The following is a 15,932-nucleotide window of genomic DNA, read 5'->3' on the forward strand; positions in this document are numbered from 1 at the left end:
GAGGACAACCTCCTGTTTCTACTCCAATAATCCTTCCTTCTTCTAATACTTTTTTATTAATTGATGGGAGTCTGGTGCTTATTGGTCTACCTTTATTGATTATTCTTAAAGGCAAAATTGATTAAAAATTTCTAACATTCTACCCATATTCAAATTCAATTGTTGATCCTTTATCCGTATATGTTTGTACCTCAAACCGTACATATTTATAAGTCGGATGGCATGTCTGACTTGTTAGAACATAATTGTAGTCGTCATGAGCAAATGTCTACCAAATCTAAACAAAAAGAAAATTATAAATCTGAGCTTGAAGAAAGATCAGAGGAAGAACTTCTTGAGGAAGAAATCAGAAATCAACAAACATTGGATAGCTTTGTTGAGTCTGACAAAAACTGGAACTAATCAAAACTTATTTTTAGGAGATTTTTATGAACTTAAAAAGATCACCATTTTCAATACTTAATAAAGAAAGAAGAGAAATTGACTATATCAAGGGAGTTTATAAGAGAAAAATTCAAGCTGAAATTGAATCTTATAAAGATCCCGAAGATGAAGATAAGAGAGATACAATTCAAGCTCAAGATGTATTGATGCTTGATAGAATCTCAATTTAATTTTCATTTACTGATCCGTAGATCAATAATCTTGCTATTAATTAAGTAGAGACTTTTTTATTAAATGCCATTAGACGTATTTCTAATGAACATGTGTGTTGTAGTTATAGCATTGCTTATCAGAAGAGAAATCAAACTTAAGAAGGCGAGATAAATTATGAAAACACAAATTTTAAAAGAGCATTACATTCCAAATATCCATGCTATTACTCTTTTACTAATGCTTCTTCTATGCCTGTGGTTACCGCTTGCACTCAGATTCTTATTAATAATTTAGTCGAACTAATTAGTTAATACTCTTATCCTTAAACTCTGCTATAACCTAATTTTGTTTTAAAGATCTTATATGGAACTCCTGTTCCGTTCATGGCTTCAATAACTTTATCTCCCACAGTTCCGTAAAATTCAACAGAAAAATCAGTTCCTAGTTCAGCATGAGCCTCAAGATAAACACCTAATGCTGGATTAGCTAAATGAGCTAGTAAAGCATCATCATTTTTATAAACTTCTGACCATACGAAACGAAGAGGATCATCAGGATCTTGATCAAAAGTATGATGGAGCATTCCTGGTTCGTCAGCTTCAACAGCTTTATCTGTCTTATCTGCAATTTCTAAGTATTCTGCAACCTTATCTTCCTTAACTTTAAGTTTTGCAAGAAGCATAAATGGAGTGTCTGATCCAAAACTAGACATAAAAAAAAGACTCTTGCGAGCCTGAGTGATGGGGATTTCCATCATGACAAATTAATTAGAAACAAACAACTCCACCAATAGTAAATTTTTATTACTTACAAACACTATATGTAGTGCTAGGATTTTAAAAAGGCCGGGTGATGGGGATTATCCTGCTTTTTGACTGGGGCGAAGCTATCGCCCTTTTTTTATGGGTATAACTTTTTAATAGCTTCTTGTTGTTCTTGTTTTTTTATTTCTTCAGCATCATAAACAGGACAAGTATTCTGATTAAGTGATGAGAAAAAAGCACTTTTTTTAAAACGTTTGAATATAGGAGTCAATAGTAAACTTTTCATTGCTTATATTTGCTAAATTGCTCAAACATACTTAAATACTGCAGAGGAAACACTCTGGTTAAATTTTCTATTCTCTCTTCATCCAATACAACACCCTCTGGTAATTTCTTAATTAACTTTGGAATAGCTTTTTTTGTTTCCTCTCTGCAGAAATTAATTCTATAAGTAGCTTCTTTTTTTATATTCGTTTTAATTAATCCATCTTTTTCAAGCATTGATTTTAAATCAAGATTATTTCCTTTCAAAAGAGCAATTAAAACAGTATCTGAAATTTTTAAAGCTTCCGCAGGTTCTTTATCTTTGTTTATTCCAAATATCCAGGTACAGGCACCAACTCCTAATGCTCTTGCAATACAATCATCATTTCCAATTTCATCACAAGGTAATCTAAAAGACTCTTCAATTTTTTTTAGATCATATCCATTCTCACCTTCTGGAAAACCAGCTTGAGCAGAAAAAGGAAATAATAATAATATTGCAGGAAGAATTAAGCTTTTCACTTAAAAATAACTGGATATAACCGTTGAATCGTAAATATGACCTGCACTCTCAATTAATGGTTTCACTGCTGGATCTTCAAACATAGCTATTGATTTACCTTCTTCACCCTGCTCAATAAGAATTACACTTGTTGGATCATCTTTCTTTACACCTTTGTATAAGCAAATAATTCCACGCTCTTTATTCATTTGTATATTTTCTTCGCTGTCATAAACCGCAGCCCATTCTTCAAAAGGGACGCTAATTTTGAATGTGAAAACGGTAGTTTCAAGAGACATAATAAGAGGAATCTAGTAGATCCCTATTCTAGACAGACTGTCAATAATCAAGAAAAAACTGGTGGATAAGGTGTTTGTCCATTCATTAATGATGTGTCAATTGGTTTACAGATATTCATCAGAGCATCTTGTCCGAACCCTGGACCAGAGGGTCCATCTATAAACTCCTGAAAATCTTCAGCAGAAATACCCTCTTTTACTTCCCAAAAACAATATACAGGACCAGTTTTAGTTACGGCATTTGCAGAATGGTTAAAAAATCCTTTTTCTTTATTAGCTGCTACCGCATCATCCCATCCACCACCTGGTGACATTGCCGCATAAGCTGTTTCCCACCATTTTTCAGCTTTTCCTGCCTTAAATTCATGATGAACAATATAAAAAGTTGATGCCATAAAAATAATATTTGAGCTGATAATAAAGTTACTTGATATAAGTAAAGGGAAGATTAATTTATTTTGAATTCCTAAATAAAAAGGGGGCTAAAAGCCCCTAGCGATCGACTGTCAATATATACAATCTAAATCAGAATCCAGATATTGCTTCATAGAAATCAGCGTCTGGCAGTATTTCCTTCAAGGGTTCAATCTCCTTGGCAGGGCCTTGGACCTGCACAGTAATATCTGACACTTCAAAAAGCTTGGGAATCATATGTCCCATATTTTTGAGATGAAATAAAGCGGCGGCACCATCTTTATATGCCTCTCTTACATAAGCCTTATCTGACCCGCATGTAGTGATATTAAAAAAAAGGCAGTCAGGTTCATTAGCTTTTGTCAGTACCAAAATTTCTTCTAAAAGAGCTATGCACTGGTCCATCTTCCCATCCTTGATTGTGAAGTGGGGATGGATAGAAACCATGGTTGTATCTAGAGACATTAATTTATAGATATTTCTCCTATCTTTTTAGCAACTAATCTTTATGAACAAGTTAAAAATATGGATTATCTAAAAATTAAGAATTTTAATTTGGTATCGCATGTACCGTTTATATGTTTTTTGAAAGCTATTAATTGGATATGAGTTATTTTGCTGAACCAAACCATATTGAATATGATGCATGGTTCGATGAAAACATCGACCCAGTGGATCTTGTGAATTACTCAGATGAAAAGGAGTTCAGTGATTCGGTACACTTTAAGTTCCATAAGATGTCCACTAGAAATTTAACGATTGGTTCTTCTGATAATTTTCACTGGTAAGTAAAAGATTTTTCACTCCATAGATATTTATGAATCTTACGCAGAATATGTTCCATCACTTTCTCTTCTTGCCTTAGCTAATACAATTTCATCTACAACTTTTTCAATCATGTAAGCACTTTTTTTACCAAAACATTTTTCTTTTTTAATACTCTCAAAATCATTTGGGATTAAATCATTATGTTCACAACAGTCGCATTTAATATCAATTTTCTTACCTCTGAAAACCTCCAAAGCTCTAGAAAAAATCCATTGCTGAACTGAAATACTTTCCCAACTATCAAAATTAGACCATTCATCAAAATCCCTATTAAGGATGCCTTTTAATCCATCAGCCTGATTTACATATACTAAGTGTGAATCTTTTCTTGGTTCATCATTAATACCAATTGTTTTGACAGAATTTTGATTCATTAAATATAGATTGATTGAGTAGCCTTATAAATCTAGAGGATAATTTCAAAAATATAAACAAAAAAATGTCTCAAATAAGATCATTAATTGCTTTATCCAATCTAGAAGTATGATTTGTATTTCTGAGTAATTCAAAATCCTTAAAATCAAAGCCCGGGCCAACACAACAACTCACTAAAGTAAATTCGCCTGTACTTTTTGCAGCTTGCCAATATCCAGATGGGATCATTTCTACTGGATTATTGGAATCTAAAATTAAATTTCTTATTAACTTATTATCATTATCTAGGCACCATAAATTCAGAGGATCGCCCCTTAAATAAATCCAAATTTCATCAGCATTTTTTACTCTGTGCCAAGCACTTTTTGCATCTCTCTCCAAAAGATAATAAATTCCCGTAATAAAGTTTCTACTTTGGCCATCTTCCCTTATTAGAGAATTCTCACTCCTTACTATCTCTCTAAACCATCCACCCTCAGGATGAGGAGATAAATTGAATTGTTTAATTATTTCTATGTTTTTTTTATTAGGATTCACATCACAAAAATATCTTTTAAATTTCTCTTATACTTAAAAGCTAACTGAAAATAAATCAAAATAAACTATATTTTCTAAAAAATTAAGCACAAATAACTGACAAATCTACAAAATTTTTATTTTCATCTGCCAGTTCAGTAATGATTCTATTGAGCCATTCAGAGGTCGTTTCACAATAGCCTACATTTAAAATAGTTTTTTGCTTTGCTGTTTCTTCTTTATTCATAGTTAAAGTATTTTTATATAAATTAGTCTTTAATTAAATCTATGTGAATAAGTCTTAATTACTATCTATTTTAAAAAGTTGTATTTAATACATATTTAAGAACTGCTAGTAAACAAATAAAATTAAATCGTTGACAAGAAAATGTATACAAGTAAGAGTAGAAAAAATTTATTATTTAACCTATGAATAACATCAAGATTGAGGAATTGATGAAAGTAAGGTTCGATGGTATTGCTAATAGAATTGGGCAATTAAGCAAAAGGGAAAGTGAGTCTTTATTACTTGAGCATCTTGAGTGGTTGGAGGGAGGATGGGAGACTGAAGAAATCTTATTTTTAAAAAAGCCCTACAGAAAATGGTGGTTCTAACTCCACTTCTATAAATAATTAATGATGGCCTAAGGGACCAGGGCCAGATCCTATTTTGTAAGAATTTTCTAAAGATTTCTCAACAAATAATTTCGCTTTTTGTATGGAATCAAATAGATCAAAACCTAAAGCCTTGTAACCACAAATAGCAGCACTCAAAGTACAGCCGCTACCGTGGGTATTTTTTGTATTTATAAAATTATTAAATAGCCACTCTTTTCTACCATTTAAGTCAAGGAAAAAATCCTTCCCTTTCATATCTTTTAAACCGCCACCTTTTATAAGTACCGCTTTAGCTCCAAGACCAATAATTTTTCTTGCTGAATTTTCGATATCTTCTTTACTCCTTATTTCTAAACCAGAAAGTAGATTTGCTTCATAAATATTTGGAGTTACCAAATCAGCAATTGGTAATAAGAGTTTTTTATAAGCATTAATAGCAGAATCTTCCAGTAATTTAGAACCAGTTCTTGTAACCATTACTGGGTCAATAATTTTGGTTATTTTGTATGTATTTAATTTTGAAGCAGTATCATTAATTATCCTTTCATTTAATAACATTCCAGTTTTTAAGGCATCAATACCAAAATCAGCAAATAAAGTATCTAACTGATTTAATAAAGTATTCTTCTCTACTGGTTGAACGCATGTAACCTCTATACTATTTTGTGCGGTAATACATGTAATAACAGAACATCCATGTACTTTAAGGGCCATGAAAGTTCTCAAGTCAGCCTGTATGCCTGCTCCACCCCCGGAGTCACTACCGCCTATTGAAAGTGCAATTTTAGAATACATAATTTATTAACTCGTTTTTGAAAGTACTATAAATAAATTTTAATTTAAATCAGAAATCTGAATATGCATTAAAAAAATCTAACTCCAATTCCATAGCTCTCCTGTATAAATATTTGGCCTGATTAATATCATATGTTTCTTTATTAGTCTCAATAAGATTTTCAAGTGAATCTGCTAGCTTTTCAAAGCTCTCATCAGAATAAGTAATTATCCATTCTTTATATTTAATGTCAAAATCCTCCTTATACAAACTTTTTCCTATCCAAGAATAAAGTCGCATACATGGAGTCATTGCAAACATTATTTCAACGGAGCTAAGTCTTTTGGAAGTATCATCAAGAAAATCTGTATAATTTTTAGTGGCTTTTTTTATATAGTTATTAGACAAATCAATATCCCATTCTTTTGCATAAGTTTCATGAAGTATTAACTCCTCTGAAACGCCCATTAACAGTTCACTTAACTTCCTTATTGAGTACTTATCTTTTGATTTGGAAACAGCAAGACCATAAGCCTTAGCAAAAGTCTCTAAAAAGAAATAATCTTGAGCTAAATATTCTTGAAATATATTTTTAGGGAGACTTCCATTCTTTAAACCTTGAACAAATTTTGTATTTAAACTTAGTAAAGCAATCTCATAATTATCCTCCCAAAGTTTTTTTGTTATTTTCATTTTTTTGATTTTTAGTTATTCTAAAATTTTTTATATTTTTTACCTACAAACTTAATCTTATTTTTCTAGGATTAAAAGAAAAAATTATGAAAGAAATAAATATCTTATGGTTTAAGAAAGATTTAAGAATTTTTGATAACGAAGCTCTCTGTGAGGCTATAAAAGATAATGATATTTTACCTATTTATATTATTGAGTTAGATATTTGGAGCCAAAATACTCATTCAGATAGACAATGGCAATTTTGCAAAGAAAGTTTAATAGATTTAAGAAATGCACTTGCTGAGATTGGACAACCATTAATTATTAGGACTGGCAATGTTATTAATATTTTTGATGAAATTAGTTCAAAATTTAAAATCAAAGGTATATATAGCCATCAAGAAACCGGAGATTGGCTTACTTATAAAAGAGATCAAAAAGTAAGAGAATGGGCTTTAAGCAAAAATATTATTTGGAAGGAATTTCTACAATTTTCAGTTTTTAGAGGAAATTTAGATAGGAATAATTGGTCTAAAAAGTGGCAAAAAAATTCCGAAAAAAACTTACTTAAAGCTCCATTAAGAATTAATTCTATTAACTTTAATATTGGAGAAATACCCTCAGACGAAATTTTTACCTTTAAAAAAGAAACTTGTCCAGGAAGAATGCAAGGTGGAAGAAAGAAAGGTTTAGAGAGAATGCAATACTTCTTTAGTAATAAATTAGATTCTTATTCAAAAGATATATCTAGCCCAGAAAAATCATTTGATAGTTGTACAAGACTATCCCCATATATTTGTTGGGGATGCATTTCATTAAAAGAAATTTTTAAAAAGGCAAATATATCAAAAAACAATAATTCCAGGATGTTAAAAAGCAGATTAACTTGGCATTGTCATTTTATTCAGAAACTTGAAAGTGAACCAGAACTAGAGTTTAGGGAATACCATCCTTTTTTTAAAAATATTAGAGAAAAAAATAATGAATTACTTTATTCATGGAGTTCAGGTAATACGGGCTTTCCTTTTATAGATGCATGTATGCGTTCATTAAATTTCAATGGATGGATTAACTTCAGGATGCGAGCGATGTTAATGTCTTTTGCTAGCTATAATTTATGGCTACCATGGCAAGATTCAGGTTCTGAATTAGCAAATAAATTTGTAGATTATGAGCCTGGAATACATTGGAACCAATGCCAAATGCAATCTGGAACTACATCTATAAATACCAATAGAATTTATAATCCTATTAAGCAGGGAAAAGATCATGATCCTCAAGGAAAATTTATAAAAAAATGGATACCAGAATTAAAGGATATATCACTTAATTTCATTCATGAACCATGGCTATTATCTAGATTTAATCAAGAAGAATATGAACAAATTAATTACATAAGACCAATAATTGACATCCCAAATAGCACTAAAACTGCAAAGAAGAAAATTCAGGAAATCACTAAAAAGGATGGATATTGGGATATCTCAAAAGAAATTTATTTAAAGCATGGCTCTAGAAAAAGGCTTAGAAAAAATATAAATAATAAAAAAACTGTTTCTAAGGAAAAGGAAAAACAATACGAACTGAAATTAGATTTCTAAATTTTATTGTCAGAAATTTCCAGATTCCTTTTAGCGCCTAGGAAAGTTTTTTAAATTTTGAAATTAAATATATAAATCCACGATGAACTAATGCAAGCTTTAATGTATTTATTAGATTTTATTAATTATGTCTGAAAGATTTGAATGGGACGATACCAATAGTTCAGGTATATGGTGGAGTACTAATGTAAGTATTAGAGACGAGTGCATTTTGCTTAAAGAAGATACTCAATGCGAAGATTCTGATATCGTCGAACTTCTTAGGAGTATTGCACAAAATATTGAAGATAATGGCCTTTAATTTTTAAAGGAATATTCTCTCTTTTAGAGATTTTGAATTCCTTTTACAGCTTTTATTAATTCGATACTAATACCTTTTTCACTCATTGAATGACCAGCATCATTAACAATAATTAATTCAGAATTCTTTAATTTCTTATTTAGATCCCAAGCACTCCTAACAGGACATACAACGTCATACCTCCCTTGAATTATTTTTGTTGGAATCGATTCTATTGTTTTTATATTTTTCAAAATAAAATCATCTTCTAAGAAAATATTATTAATAAAATAATGACATTCGATCCTTGCAAAGGCATCTGAAAAAGAATTAACTTCAGACTTATCAAAATCAAATTTTTTATTTATTAAATGACTTGTTGAGAGTTCCCATTTTGTCCAAGCTGCTGCTGCTTTTGATCTAAGATTCGCATCTGAAGATGTTAGATATTTATAAAAAGAACTTATTAAATCATTTCTTTCTTCTTTTGGTATTACAGAAATATATTCTTCAAATTCATCAGGGAATATCTCACTTGCACCATATTGATAGAACCACAATAATTCAAACTTTCTACATAAAAATATTCCTCGCAAAGTTAAGCTGATAACTCTTGAGGGATTTTTAATCGCATATATAAGTGAAAGTGTTGAGCCCCAAGATCCACCAAACAAATGCCAAGTATCTATTTTTAAAAGAATCCTTAATTTCTCAATATCATCAACTAAATGATTGGTCGTATTTTCTTTTAATTCGGAGAAAGGAGTTGAAGAACCGCAACCTCTTTGGTCAAATTGAATAATATCGAATTTATCTGGGTCAAAGTATCTTCTATATCTTGGTTGACTTCCTCCTCCTGGACCTCCATGAATAACAAGAATTTTTTTGCCATTTGGATTACCAGATCTTTCCCAATAAATAGTATGAATATCACTTACTTGTAAAAAACCCTTTTCACGTACTTCAATTTTTGGAAACAAGACTTGATCTTTCATTTTGAAATATTTTTAATCACTTTATTAATCCATAATATCCAAAAAGAAGTCTAGTTTAGAAGAAATTTGTTAAACAAAAAAAGGACTGCTTGTACAGTCCTTTTTAATATTTGATTTCCTTCTTACAGGATATAAAATTACATATTTTAAAGTCTATTTACTCATAAACCTAGAATACGTGAATTCGGGGATTTCTCTCGATAATTTCAGTCCCTATTGTCGCTAGTAATTATAAAGCGAAGTCTTATCAGACTAATTGATTGAACTTTAATTTTCGAATAATCCCATTCTCAGGAATACGCTTCCTATATTTTGGAATTTGCTAAATTTCAGGCGGACTATCAATCATTTAGATTGCCTCCGAACTCAACATTTATAAATTACTCCTTTTTATATTTTCAGTAAATCCGTAAATATGCTGATTTACTTTTTTCTTAATTTGTAAGAGGATTTTAATGATCCTTTGTTTTTTATAGATAAATATAAAAATTAAAGTCTATAATCCCTTATTTATTCAGATTCATAGAGCAAAATAGATTCAATTATTCTTTTATCACTATCAGAAAGTTTATAATCTTCTAATTTCCACTGAACAAATTTTACACACTCATCAATAGAAGGATTCTTATCCCGGCACTTACGCCACTCTCTAATCCAATCTGCCAAGGCAAAAGTTATTTTTGTAGTAAGCATATTTACCAATCAGGGTAATTAAAATCTCCTCCAATAGGTTCTTCATAAAATTCCCCTTCTTTTATACCTTTATCATATTTTTCAATTATCTTTTTATAAGAAGCTATTGAGGGAACTAAATCTCCTATATATATGGGTTCCATTGTAATTGATATAATATTTTTAATTATTTATTATTTTATATAAGAATTTAATAAATAGATTATTAATATGCATTATGGATTTCATCAAAAAGAACAAGATCTTAACACTAATGGCTGTAATTGCAGTTTTATCATTTGCATTAGAAAAAGTAGGCATAATACACCCTTAAATTAATTAAGTTTATTTGTAAATACTTCCTAATGAAATAAGTAAACCGATACTATTACTGCAAAAATAAGCAATGGAGATAATAATGTAAAAATTAAAGTTGAAAGATTAATCAGCATAAATTTTAAATAAATACACAAATTTAATAAACATCACTTTTAAGCATTTGCAATAAGTAAAATTTAAATTATTACGATATAAAAAAAATTTGAATAAAGAAAGATATAAAGAAGAATATGAAGAGGGCTCAGACTTACTATGGCCTAGTGATAAAGAAGATAAAATAACTCGGCAATTTTATAAAGATTTATCTAATCTTTCAAAAAACATAAATTATAGTAAAAAGAAAAAGCTAAAACTTTTTGAACAAGTAGTTAGAATAATAAAAGGCAAAGGCTGGGGTTAATTAATATTCAAACTAAAATGAAAAATTTAATGATACTAATTAGAAGTTTTTTTCTTTTAAGACCAAGATTTTTATCCACTATATTTTTTATTCCTATTCTTTATGGCATTGGCTGGGCTTTATCTCAGCCACTTTTATTGTTTAATTTTGAAAAAGAAAATTTATCCTTAATTGGTACTATTATTACTTTCTTACTTTTTATCTTTTTACTCCCATATTGGTTTTATATCAAACGAAATAAATCAAGTGCTTGGATAATTCTTGGGATAACAAAAGACAAATTCTTGAAAAACTTTTTCAATTTTTCTCAAGGTATTTTATTTGCTTTAGTTTTAATAATTCTAATTCTGGTACCACTATTGCAAAAAAATTATATTTCTTGGATAGGTGAATTCTCGCCAATAATATTGTTAAATTCTATTGTACTGGGATTAGGTGTTGGATTCGCAGAGGAAATAATTTTTAGAGGCTGGTTACTAGAAGAATTAAAATTTGAATATGGTACAAAAATATCAATAGCTTTACAAGCTATAATTTTTAGCTTCGTTCATAATTTATCAAATGAGATCTTTTGGAACATAGTAGGATTACGTTTGGGATTTATTTTACTTGGGATATTTCTATCATTAGTAAAAATTAGAGATAAAGGTTCTTTATGGAATTGCATAGGAATTCATGGAGGACTTGTGGGTATTTGGTTTTTATTAAATAACGGATTAATAGAATTCAAAGAAAATACACCTTCTTTTTTAGCAGGGCCTTTTACACAAAATATTCCAAACCCAATCGGAAGCTTTAGTGCAATTTTAATATTACTTTTGTTATGTATTTTTTATACAGTAAAATCAAAAAAGATTTTTACTAGACGTTTTAATTAGATATAAATACCGATTGATTTTTGATTAGTAATTGTCAGATTAAAATAAAGCTTAATATTCATATGAACTTTGATGCAGGAATAAGATTTATTGTGTTTTTAATAATTTTTGGAGTTACAAACTATCTAATGATGTTGAGAAGATATGAAAACGACATCAAAAAAAAGAAATATTTACAACAGGAAAAAATTTCCAGGCTATACCCTAAAGGTTCATTTATTTTCTGAAATTAAAAAAAGTTTTTGTAGAATTTCCTCACCATTTTTTATTAGTTTTTTGCCAACCTTCATTTAACAATTTTTGCCATAATAATCTTGCTTCTTCAATAACAATTTTTTTTCTAGTTTTCATTAATGGAGGATTTTCTCCATGAATTCCCATAATAATTCCTTCTTCAATAAACATATAATCAATAGATTTATCAGAATAATCTCTATCTTTGTAGAAACGCATCACCCCTACAAAATTAGAGTCAATTAACCAGAAATCATTAGTTGAATTCAATAAACCAAAATAAAATTAAATTTATCACATGCTTTGATTGCAATCTGCGAGGAAAAAATTTATTTAGTTTATTCATATTTGATATGTTTTTTCTTTTTGTCTACTTTTTTTCAATTCGCCACGTTTTTTCTTAACCTCAACTCTTTTCTTTTGTGATGCTTTAGTAGGTTGTGTAGATTTTCTTAATTTAAATGGTTTATTTAAAGCATTTTTTATGATTGAACTAAATTTCATTAAAGCTAGCTGCCTATTTAATAATTGATTTCTGTGTTCTTGAACCGCTAAACGTAAGCTATTATTCACTAATTTGTTTTTCAAGTTTCTCTTAAGAATTTCTTTCTGATAATCATTTAATACTTTGGAATCTTCTAAATTAAAAATAATCTCTACTCTGCTTTCAATTTTATTTACATTTTGCCCTCCAGGACCGGAGGATCTGGAAAATCGCCACTTAATTTCGTTGGATGGGATTACTAATGTTTTAGTAATTTTTAAATCCATTTTTAGTTCTTTTTGATTTAGATCTTTAGAATCATCTCCTTAATACTTTAAAACATACCTTAAAATTCGATCGGTAAATACTGGGCGGTTAAGTTAGGTAAACCGAAATTCGGTGTATTTGCCGTATCAATATCTTCGGTATTTATCCTTTCATATTTCAAAGAATTATCAGATATTGAATTTGTACTAATTCAAAGGTCACTTATGTATTCAATGTTTGATCTTCTTTTTGAAACACCTTCATATCGCCCTGTATATGTTATTTCCGATAGTGAAATGAAGGAGTTAAAGAAAAACCAACATCAAGAAGAGCTTGATGAAATTACAACACAAAAAGTAAGACTTGAAGATGCTTTTAAAGCTCAACTAAAACATCTTGAAGAGAGAGAAAAAGAAGTAAAAAAAGAACTTAAAGTACTCTCAGCCTCAAAAGATAAATAATTTATTTTTAGAGAAATTACTTTTTTCAAAGACGGTTAAAAACCGTCTTTTTTAATTCTTATAGTTTTAAGGGATATATTAAATCCACAGATTTTAAAAATATTTTCCATAATTAAAAAATGAATAATAATAAAGAAAAAATAAGAATGTTCTTACCCTTTAGTTGGGTAATTTGTGCAGCAATATCTTTTGCTTATATAAATTCACATTTAATAAATACCTAACATAAATGTCTTATCCCTCAAGAGACGAAATACTTGCATCTTCAAAAGGGTGGGTAGCATCTTTTTTAAATTTTCTTCCTGGTTTAGGATCGGGTTACTTATATCAAAGAAGATGGAAACCCTATTTTTTTACCATCACTGCTAGTACTGCATGGTTCGCTTTAGGTATTTTTTTACAAGGTGATTCAGAACCTTCTCAAAATGAACAAATAATTGGAATTTCTGGTCTTTTTTTCATATCAATAGTTACAGTTATAGAAGCCAACTTGGCTTTCAAAAAAGCAAGTAATAAAACAAAAGCTGAAAAAGAGAAAATAATATCCTCTAACAAAAAAGGATGGTTTAAATAATTTAAAAAATTAGATCTAAATAAATACTTTGTTAGTTCTCAATTTTTTTAATTTAAGTAAAAATTACCATATATAAATTTCAAGATAATTTAAAAATTTTTAGTTATAAAAAAACAAAATTTCTTTTTCTTTGAGACCTTCCCATCCCGAGTCTATTAATAATTGATTCAATGTTTCTTTATCAAAATGCTTAGAACCCGTTTTGACGCATCTATTTCTCATTGATTTTTTAACACCACTCCTTTGTCTTTTATTCTCCTCATCCATAATTCTATTGTATAGATCTAGCATTTTTTGAGGGATTGGAGTACCGTCAAGATCCACTCCATTTTGAATAGCAAGATCAACAGCCTGCATTCCCATTTTCTTCATATATTAAAAAAAAGCTGAAACTATAATAAAACAAAACTTATTAATCTAAAATTCTTTGAATAATAATTTATTGATTTTGAATTTCCTTAAGTACTCTAATAGCCTCTTTAATGTGTTCAGGACCATTCAATAAATCTCTAAAAATATGCCTAACTGTCCCTTTGCGATCAATAACGTAAGTTACCCTACCATCCATAAAACCTAATACTTTAGGAACTTTAAAAGTTTTCCTAAGAGAGTCATTCGTATCACAAAGTAATGGATATTGTAATTTATTTTTATTAGCAAATGCCAAATGACTTGAGGTACTTCCATTACTTACTCCCCAAACTTGTGCACCTAATACTTTAAATAAGTCATATTTATCTCTAAATCCGCAAACTTCTATAGTGCAACCCGGCGTATCATCTTTTGGATAAAAAAACAAAACAAGGGGATTTTTTAAACCCTTATTTGATCTTTTAACTCCATTTTGATCCAGTAAAGAAAATTCTGGAATTTTATCTCCAATCTGCACAATGATTCTTATAAAGTTCCATATTAGAGGTTAATATGTTTTTTTTGTGGCCTTAAAGTAAATAACTGATATTAAAGTCAGTTTTTTTGTTTTAAAAGATACTAAAAAATTATTGAAATAAACTAGGGTGAATTTATTAATTCAATAATATGGAATTAATAATTTATATTTTTTTATTTCTTATTCTTTTTTTGGGAGTTATTTTTAACTTAAAAATAACTAATTTTAAAAAAGTTAAAGAAATACGAAACAAAGCTAAAGATTATTCAAAAAAGAATAATTAAATATGTATTGCTAAGATTAAAATTCAATTTTTTCATTTGGAGTAAATACTGAGCAATATTTTTTTACTAGGTCCTTTGGCTGACTAGTGGAAGAATTCGTTAATTTTAATTTTAGTTTTTCTATAGCCTCATTAGCATTAATCTCACCGAGTCGATATCTTGCACACGTATCCAATACTTTAAACATTTTTGTGGTAACGGCTTCAGCTGGATAAATTAGAAAAAAAAGGTAAAAAACAACAAATAAGTACTTCATTTTTTTTGATAATAGATATTAAGCGAATAGTTTCAATAATTTAGAAAAAATTAATTTAGAAAAAGATTAAATTTAATAGAATAATCTAATTTGAGGAGAATCTAGGATTTCTACAAATTAATAATAAAAGAAATTGTCAGTATTTAAACAGGAAAAAACCAGTGATGGAGAGAGGAGCCTGGAGTTGTCTTTGCCCTGTCAAGCGTGACCCGACACCACCTCCTTGGCCTTTCATGGCAGACAGGAACCAAGCCTCATGCTCTCCATTCACCTTCCAGTGTGTGAGCGAGGCCGAGGACATGTTTGTTTGATGGTTTCCAGTCTTCTAGCCTCTTTTGAAAGTTTTCTCAATACTTTTTGTGACAATACATATCCCAAACTTTAAAAAGTTTTTTTGTGTTGGTCTATATATTTTCTTTCACTGCCACTAATTATTAGGTACAACACAGACTAATCTGAAGTTCTTAAAAGGACGATTTATTTGAGAGAAAAAATAGATTTATGACAAAATTGAGTCTGAGATAAAATATCTGTTATCCAAAGTATCAATCATTACTTTTATAGGATGTAGTTTGAGAACTATTCCAGTCGATCCACCGACATATTTCCAGAATCAGAGAAGGAAGGCATAATATCACAATGCGTGGAAAAGAAGAAAGAAGAAAGGCAATAAAATGCAGACAAAGAATTA

At 29.3% G+C, this 15,932-nt stretch carries 28 protein-coding genes and 1 pseudogene; 9 read left to right on the forward strand and 20 right to left on the reverse strand.

The features are described 5' to 3' along the window. Positions 1-61, reverse strand: a pseudogene (locus MK115_RS07805) (urease accessory protein UreG); the annotation flags it as partial. Between the two features lie 119 nt (positions 62-180). Here MK115_RS07805 and MK115_RS07810 point away from each other — a divergent pair. Continuing rightward, positions 181-402: a hypothetical protein gene (locus tag MK115_RS07810; RefSeq protein WP_287610661.1), complete on the forward strand. Its 222-nt coding sequence runs from the start codon at positions 181-183 to the stop codon at positions 400-402. Between the two features lie 26 nt (positions 403-428). Beyond that, positions 429-614: a hypothetical protein gene (locus tag MK115_RS07815; protein WP_287610662.1), complete on the forward strand. Its 186-nt coding sequence runs from the start codon at positions 429-431 to the stop codon at positions 612-614. A 305-nt stretch (positions 615-919) separates the two neighbouring features. Here MK115_RS07815 and MK115_RS07820 read toward each other — a convergent pair whose 3' ends face one another. The 9 genes from MK115_RS07820 to MK115_RS07860 all read right to left on the reverse strand — a co-directional run bounded on the left by MK115_RS07820 (position 920) and on the right by MK115_RS07860 (position 4,806). After that, positions 920-1,309, reverse strand: a complete 390-nt coding sequence (locus tag MK115_RS07820) for a putative quinol monooxygenase (protein ID WP_287610663.1) — start codon at positions 1,307-1,309, stop codon at positions 920-922. A gap of 188 nt (positions 1,310-1,497) precedes the next feature. Further along, positions 1,498-1,647, reverse strand: coding sequence for a hypothetical protein (locus MK115_RS07825; RefSeq protein WP_287610664.1), 150 nt, complete (start codon positions 1,645-1,647; stop codon positions 1,498-1,500). Further along, a complete protein-coding gene (locus MK115_RS07830; protein ID WP_287610665.1) occupies positions 1,644-2,147 on the reverse strand; it encodes a ribose ABC transporter ATP-binding protein in 504 nt (167 codons plus the stop codon). The genes MK115_RS07825 and MK115_RS07830 overlap by 4 nt, the downstream gene beginning before the upstream one ends. Beyond that, positions 2,148-2,426: a DUF3764 family protein gene (locus MK115_RS07835; protein ID WP_025906307.1), complete on the reverse strand. Its 279-nt coding sequence runs from the start codon at positions 2,424-2,426 to the stop codon at positions 2,148-2,150. Between the two features lie 47 nt (positions 2,427-2,473). Then, on the reverse strand, positions 2,474-2,821 hold the full coding sequence (locus MK115_RS07840; protein WP_025880494.1) for a hypothetical protein: 348 nt from the start codon (positions 2,819-2,821) through the stop codon (positions 2,474-2,476). A 130-nt stretch (positions 2,822-2,951) separates the two neighbouring features. Beyond that, positions 2,952-3,245 (reverse strand): hypothetical protein, encoded by a 294-nt coding sequence (locus MK115_RS07845; protein WP_025965370.1) that lies wholly within the window; start codon positions 3,243-3,245, stop codon positions 2,952-2,954. Between the two features lie 419 nt (positions 3,246-3,664). Then, positions 3,665-4,042, reverse strand: coding sequence for a phosphoenolpyruvate carboxykinase (locus MK115_RS07850; protein WP_287610666.1), 378 nt, complete (start codon positions 4,040-4,042; stop codon positions 3,665-3,667). Between the two features lie 70 nt (positions 4,043-4,112). Further along, positions 4,113-4,580, reverse strand: a complete 468-nt coding sequence (locus tag MK115_RS07855; protein ID WP_025922935.1) for a cupin domain-containing protein — start codon at positions 4,578-4,580, stop codon at positions 4,113-4,115. Positions 4,581-4,662: 82 nt separating this feature from the next. Beyond that, on the reverse strand, positions 4,663-4,806 hold the full coding sequence (locus MK115_RS07860) for a hypothetical protein (RefSeq protein WP_179852286.1): 144 nt from the start codon (positions 4,804-4,806) through the stop codon (positions 4,663-4,665). A 182-nt stretch (positions 4,807-4,988) separates the two neighbouring features. On the opposite strand from MK115_RS07860, the gene MK115_RS07865 reads away from it, so the two are divergent. Beyond that, on the forward strand, positions 4,989-5,174 hold the full coding sequence (locus tag MK115_RS07865; protein WP_032515599.1) for a hypothetical protein: 186 nt from the start codon (positions 4,989-4,991) through the stop codon (positions 5,172-5,174). Between the two features lie 18 nt (positions 5,175-5,192). Here the strand turns inward: MK115_RS07865 and thiD are convergent, their stop codons facing one another. Continuing rightward, positions 5,193-5,972, reverse strand: coding sequence for a bifunctional hydroxymethylpyrimidine kinase/phosphomethylpyrimidine kinase (thiD, locus tag MK115_RS07870; protein ID WP_287610667.1), 780 nt, complete (start codon positions 5,970-5,972; stop codon positions 5,193-5,195). 49 nt (positions 5,973-6,021) lie between these two features. Then, positions 6,022-6,645: a TenA family protein gene (locus tag MK115_RS07875; RefSeq protein WP_287610668.1), complete on the reverse strand. Its 624-nt coding sequence runs from the start codon at positions 6,643-6,645 to the stop codon at positions 6,022-6,024. An 86-nt stretch (positions 6,646-6,731) separates the two neighbouring features. Here MK115_RS07875 and MK115_RS07880 point away from each other — a divergent pair, with 86 nt between their 5' ends. Further along, positions 6,732-8,228 carry an FAD-binding domain-containing protein gene (locus tag MK115_RS07880; RefSeq protein WP_287610669.1) on the forward strand — a complete coding sequence of 499 codons (1,497 nt, stop codon included), beginning with the start codon at positions 6,732-6,734 and terminating at the stop codon, positions 8,226-8,228. A 127-nt stretch (positions 8,229-8,355) separates the two neighbouring features. Then, positions 8,356-8,529 (forward strand): hypothetical protein, encoded by a 174-nt coding sequence (locus tag MK115_RS07885; RefSeq protein WP_179852285.1) that lies wholly within the window; start codon positions 8,356-8,358, stop codon positions 8,527-8,529. A gap of 23 nt (positions 8,530-8,552) precedes the next feature. Here the strand turns inward: MK115_RS07885 and pip are convergent, their stop codons facing one another. The 3 genes from pip to MK115_RS07900 all read right to left on the reverse strand — a co-directional run bounded on the left by pip (position 8,553) and on the right by MK115_RS07900 (position 10,339). Then, complete coding sequence (gene pip / locus MK115_RS07890) at positions 8,553-9,503, reverse strand: prolyl aminopeptidase (protein ID WP_287610670.1); 951 nt, start codon at positions 9,501-9,503, stop codon at positions 8,553-8,555. 510 nt (positions 9,504-10,013) lie between these two features. Further along, the gene (locus MK115_RS07895) at positions 10,014-10,196 is read right to left on the reverse strand and encodes a hypothetical protein (RefSeq protein ID WP_025887448.1); all 183 of its coding nucleotides are present in this window, start codon (positions 10,194-10,196) and stop codon (positions 10,014-10,016) included. Between the two features lie 2 nt (positions 10,197-10,198). Beyond that, positions 10,199-10,339: a hypothetical protein gene (locus tag MK115_RS07900; protein ID WP_198936046.1), complete on the reverse strand. Its 141-nt coding sequence runs from the start codon at positions 10,337-10,339 to the stop codon at positions 10,199-10,201. Positions 10,340-10,716: 377 nt separating this feature from the next. Here MK115_RS07900 and MK115_RS07905 point away from each other — a divergent pair, with 377 nt between their 5' ends. Beyond that, positions 10,717-10,914: a hypothetical protein gene (locus tag MK115_RS07905; protein WP_025891421.1), complete on the forward strand. Its 198-nt coding sequence runs from the start codon at positions 10,717-10,719 to the stop codon at positions 10,912-10,914. Positions 10,915-10,943: 29 nt separating this feature from the next. Beyond that, entirely contained in the window at positions 10,944-11,792 is an 849-nt protein-coding gene (locus tag MK115_RS07910) for a CPBP family intramembrane glutamic endopeptidase (RefSeq protein ID WP_287610671.1), read from the forward strand. A gap of 255 nt (positions 11,793-12,047) precedes the next feature. On the opposite strand, the gene MK115_RS07915 is transcribed toward MK115_RS07910, so the two are convergent. Together MK115_RS07915 and arfB are read right to left on the reverse strand one after the other, a co-directional pair. Beyond that, positions 12,048-12,296 carry a DUF1651 domain-containing protein gene (locus tag MK115_RS07915; RefSeq protein ID WP_002805475.1) on the reverse strand — a complete coding sequence of 83 codons (249 nt, stop codon included), beginning with the start codon at positions 12,294-12,296 and terminating at the stop codon, positions 12,048-12,050. Between the two features lie 72 nt (positions 12,297-12,368). Beyond that, positions 12,369-12,797 carry an alternative ribosome rescue aminoacyl-tRNA hydrolase ArfB gene (gene arfB / locus MK115_RS07920; protein ID WP_287610674.1) on the reverse strand — a complete coding sequence of 143 codons (429 nt, stop codon included), beginning with the start codon at positions 12,795-12,797 and terminating at the stop codon, positions 12,369-12,371. Positions 12,798-13,001: 204 nt separating this feature from the next. Here arfB and MK115_RS07925 point away from each other — a divergent pair, with 204 nt between their 5' ends. Both MK115_RS07925 and MK115_RS07930 read left to right on the forward strand, forming a co-directional pair. Further along, complete coding sequence (locus MK115_RS07925; RefSeq protein WP_012007144.1) at positions 13,002-13,238, forward strand: hypothetical protein; 237 nt, start codon at positions 13,002-13,004, stop codon at positions 13,236-13,238. Between the two features lie 229 nt (positions 13,239-13,467). Beyond that, entirely contained in the window at positions 13,468-13,812 is a 345-nt protein-coding gene (locus MK115_RS07930; RefSeq protein ID WP_025952375.1) for a DUF8646 family protein, read from the forward strand. Positions 13,813-13,911: 99 nt separating this feature from the next. Here MK115_RS07930 and MK115_RS07935 read toward each other — a convergent pair whose 3' ends face one another. The 3 genes from MK115_RS07935 to MK115_RS07945 all read right to left on the reverse strand — a co-directional run bounded on the left by MK115_RS07935 (position 13,912) and on the right by MK115_RS07945 (position 15,172). After that, positions 13,912-14,184, reverse strand: a complete 273-nt coding sequence (locus tag MK115_RS07935) for a small RNA NsiR4-regulated ssr1528 family protein (protein WP_002808213.1) — start codon at positions 14,182-14,184, stop codon at positions 13,912-13,914. 67 nt (positions 14,185-14,251) lie between these two features. Further along, entirely contained in the window at positions 14,252-14,701 is a 450-nt protein-coding gene (locus MK115_RS07940; RefSeq protein ID WP_012007141.1) for a peroxiredoxin, read from the reverse strand. A 300-nt stretch (positions 14,702-15,001) separates the two neighbouring features. Beyond that, positions 15,002-15,172 (reverse strand): hypothetical protein, encoded by a 171-nt coding sequence (locus MK115_RS07945; protein WP_271475558.1) that lies wholly within the window; start codon positions 15,170-15,172, stop codon positions 15,002-15,004. Positions 15,173-15,932 lie beyond the last annotated feature (760 nt).

The organism is Prochlorococcus sp. ALOHA_ZT_50 (assembly GCF_022447305.1).
Taxonomy (GTDB): domain Bacteria; phylum Cyanobacteriota; class Cyanobacteriia; order PCC-6307; family Cyanobiaceae; genus Prochlorococcus_A.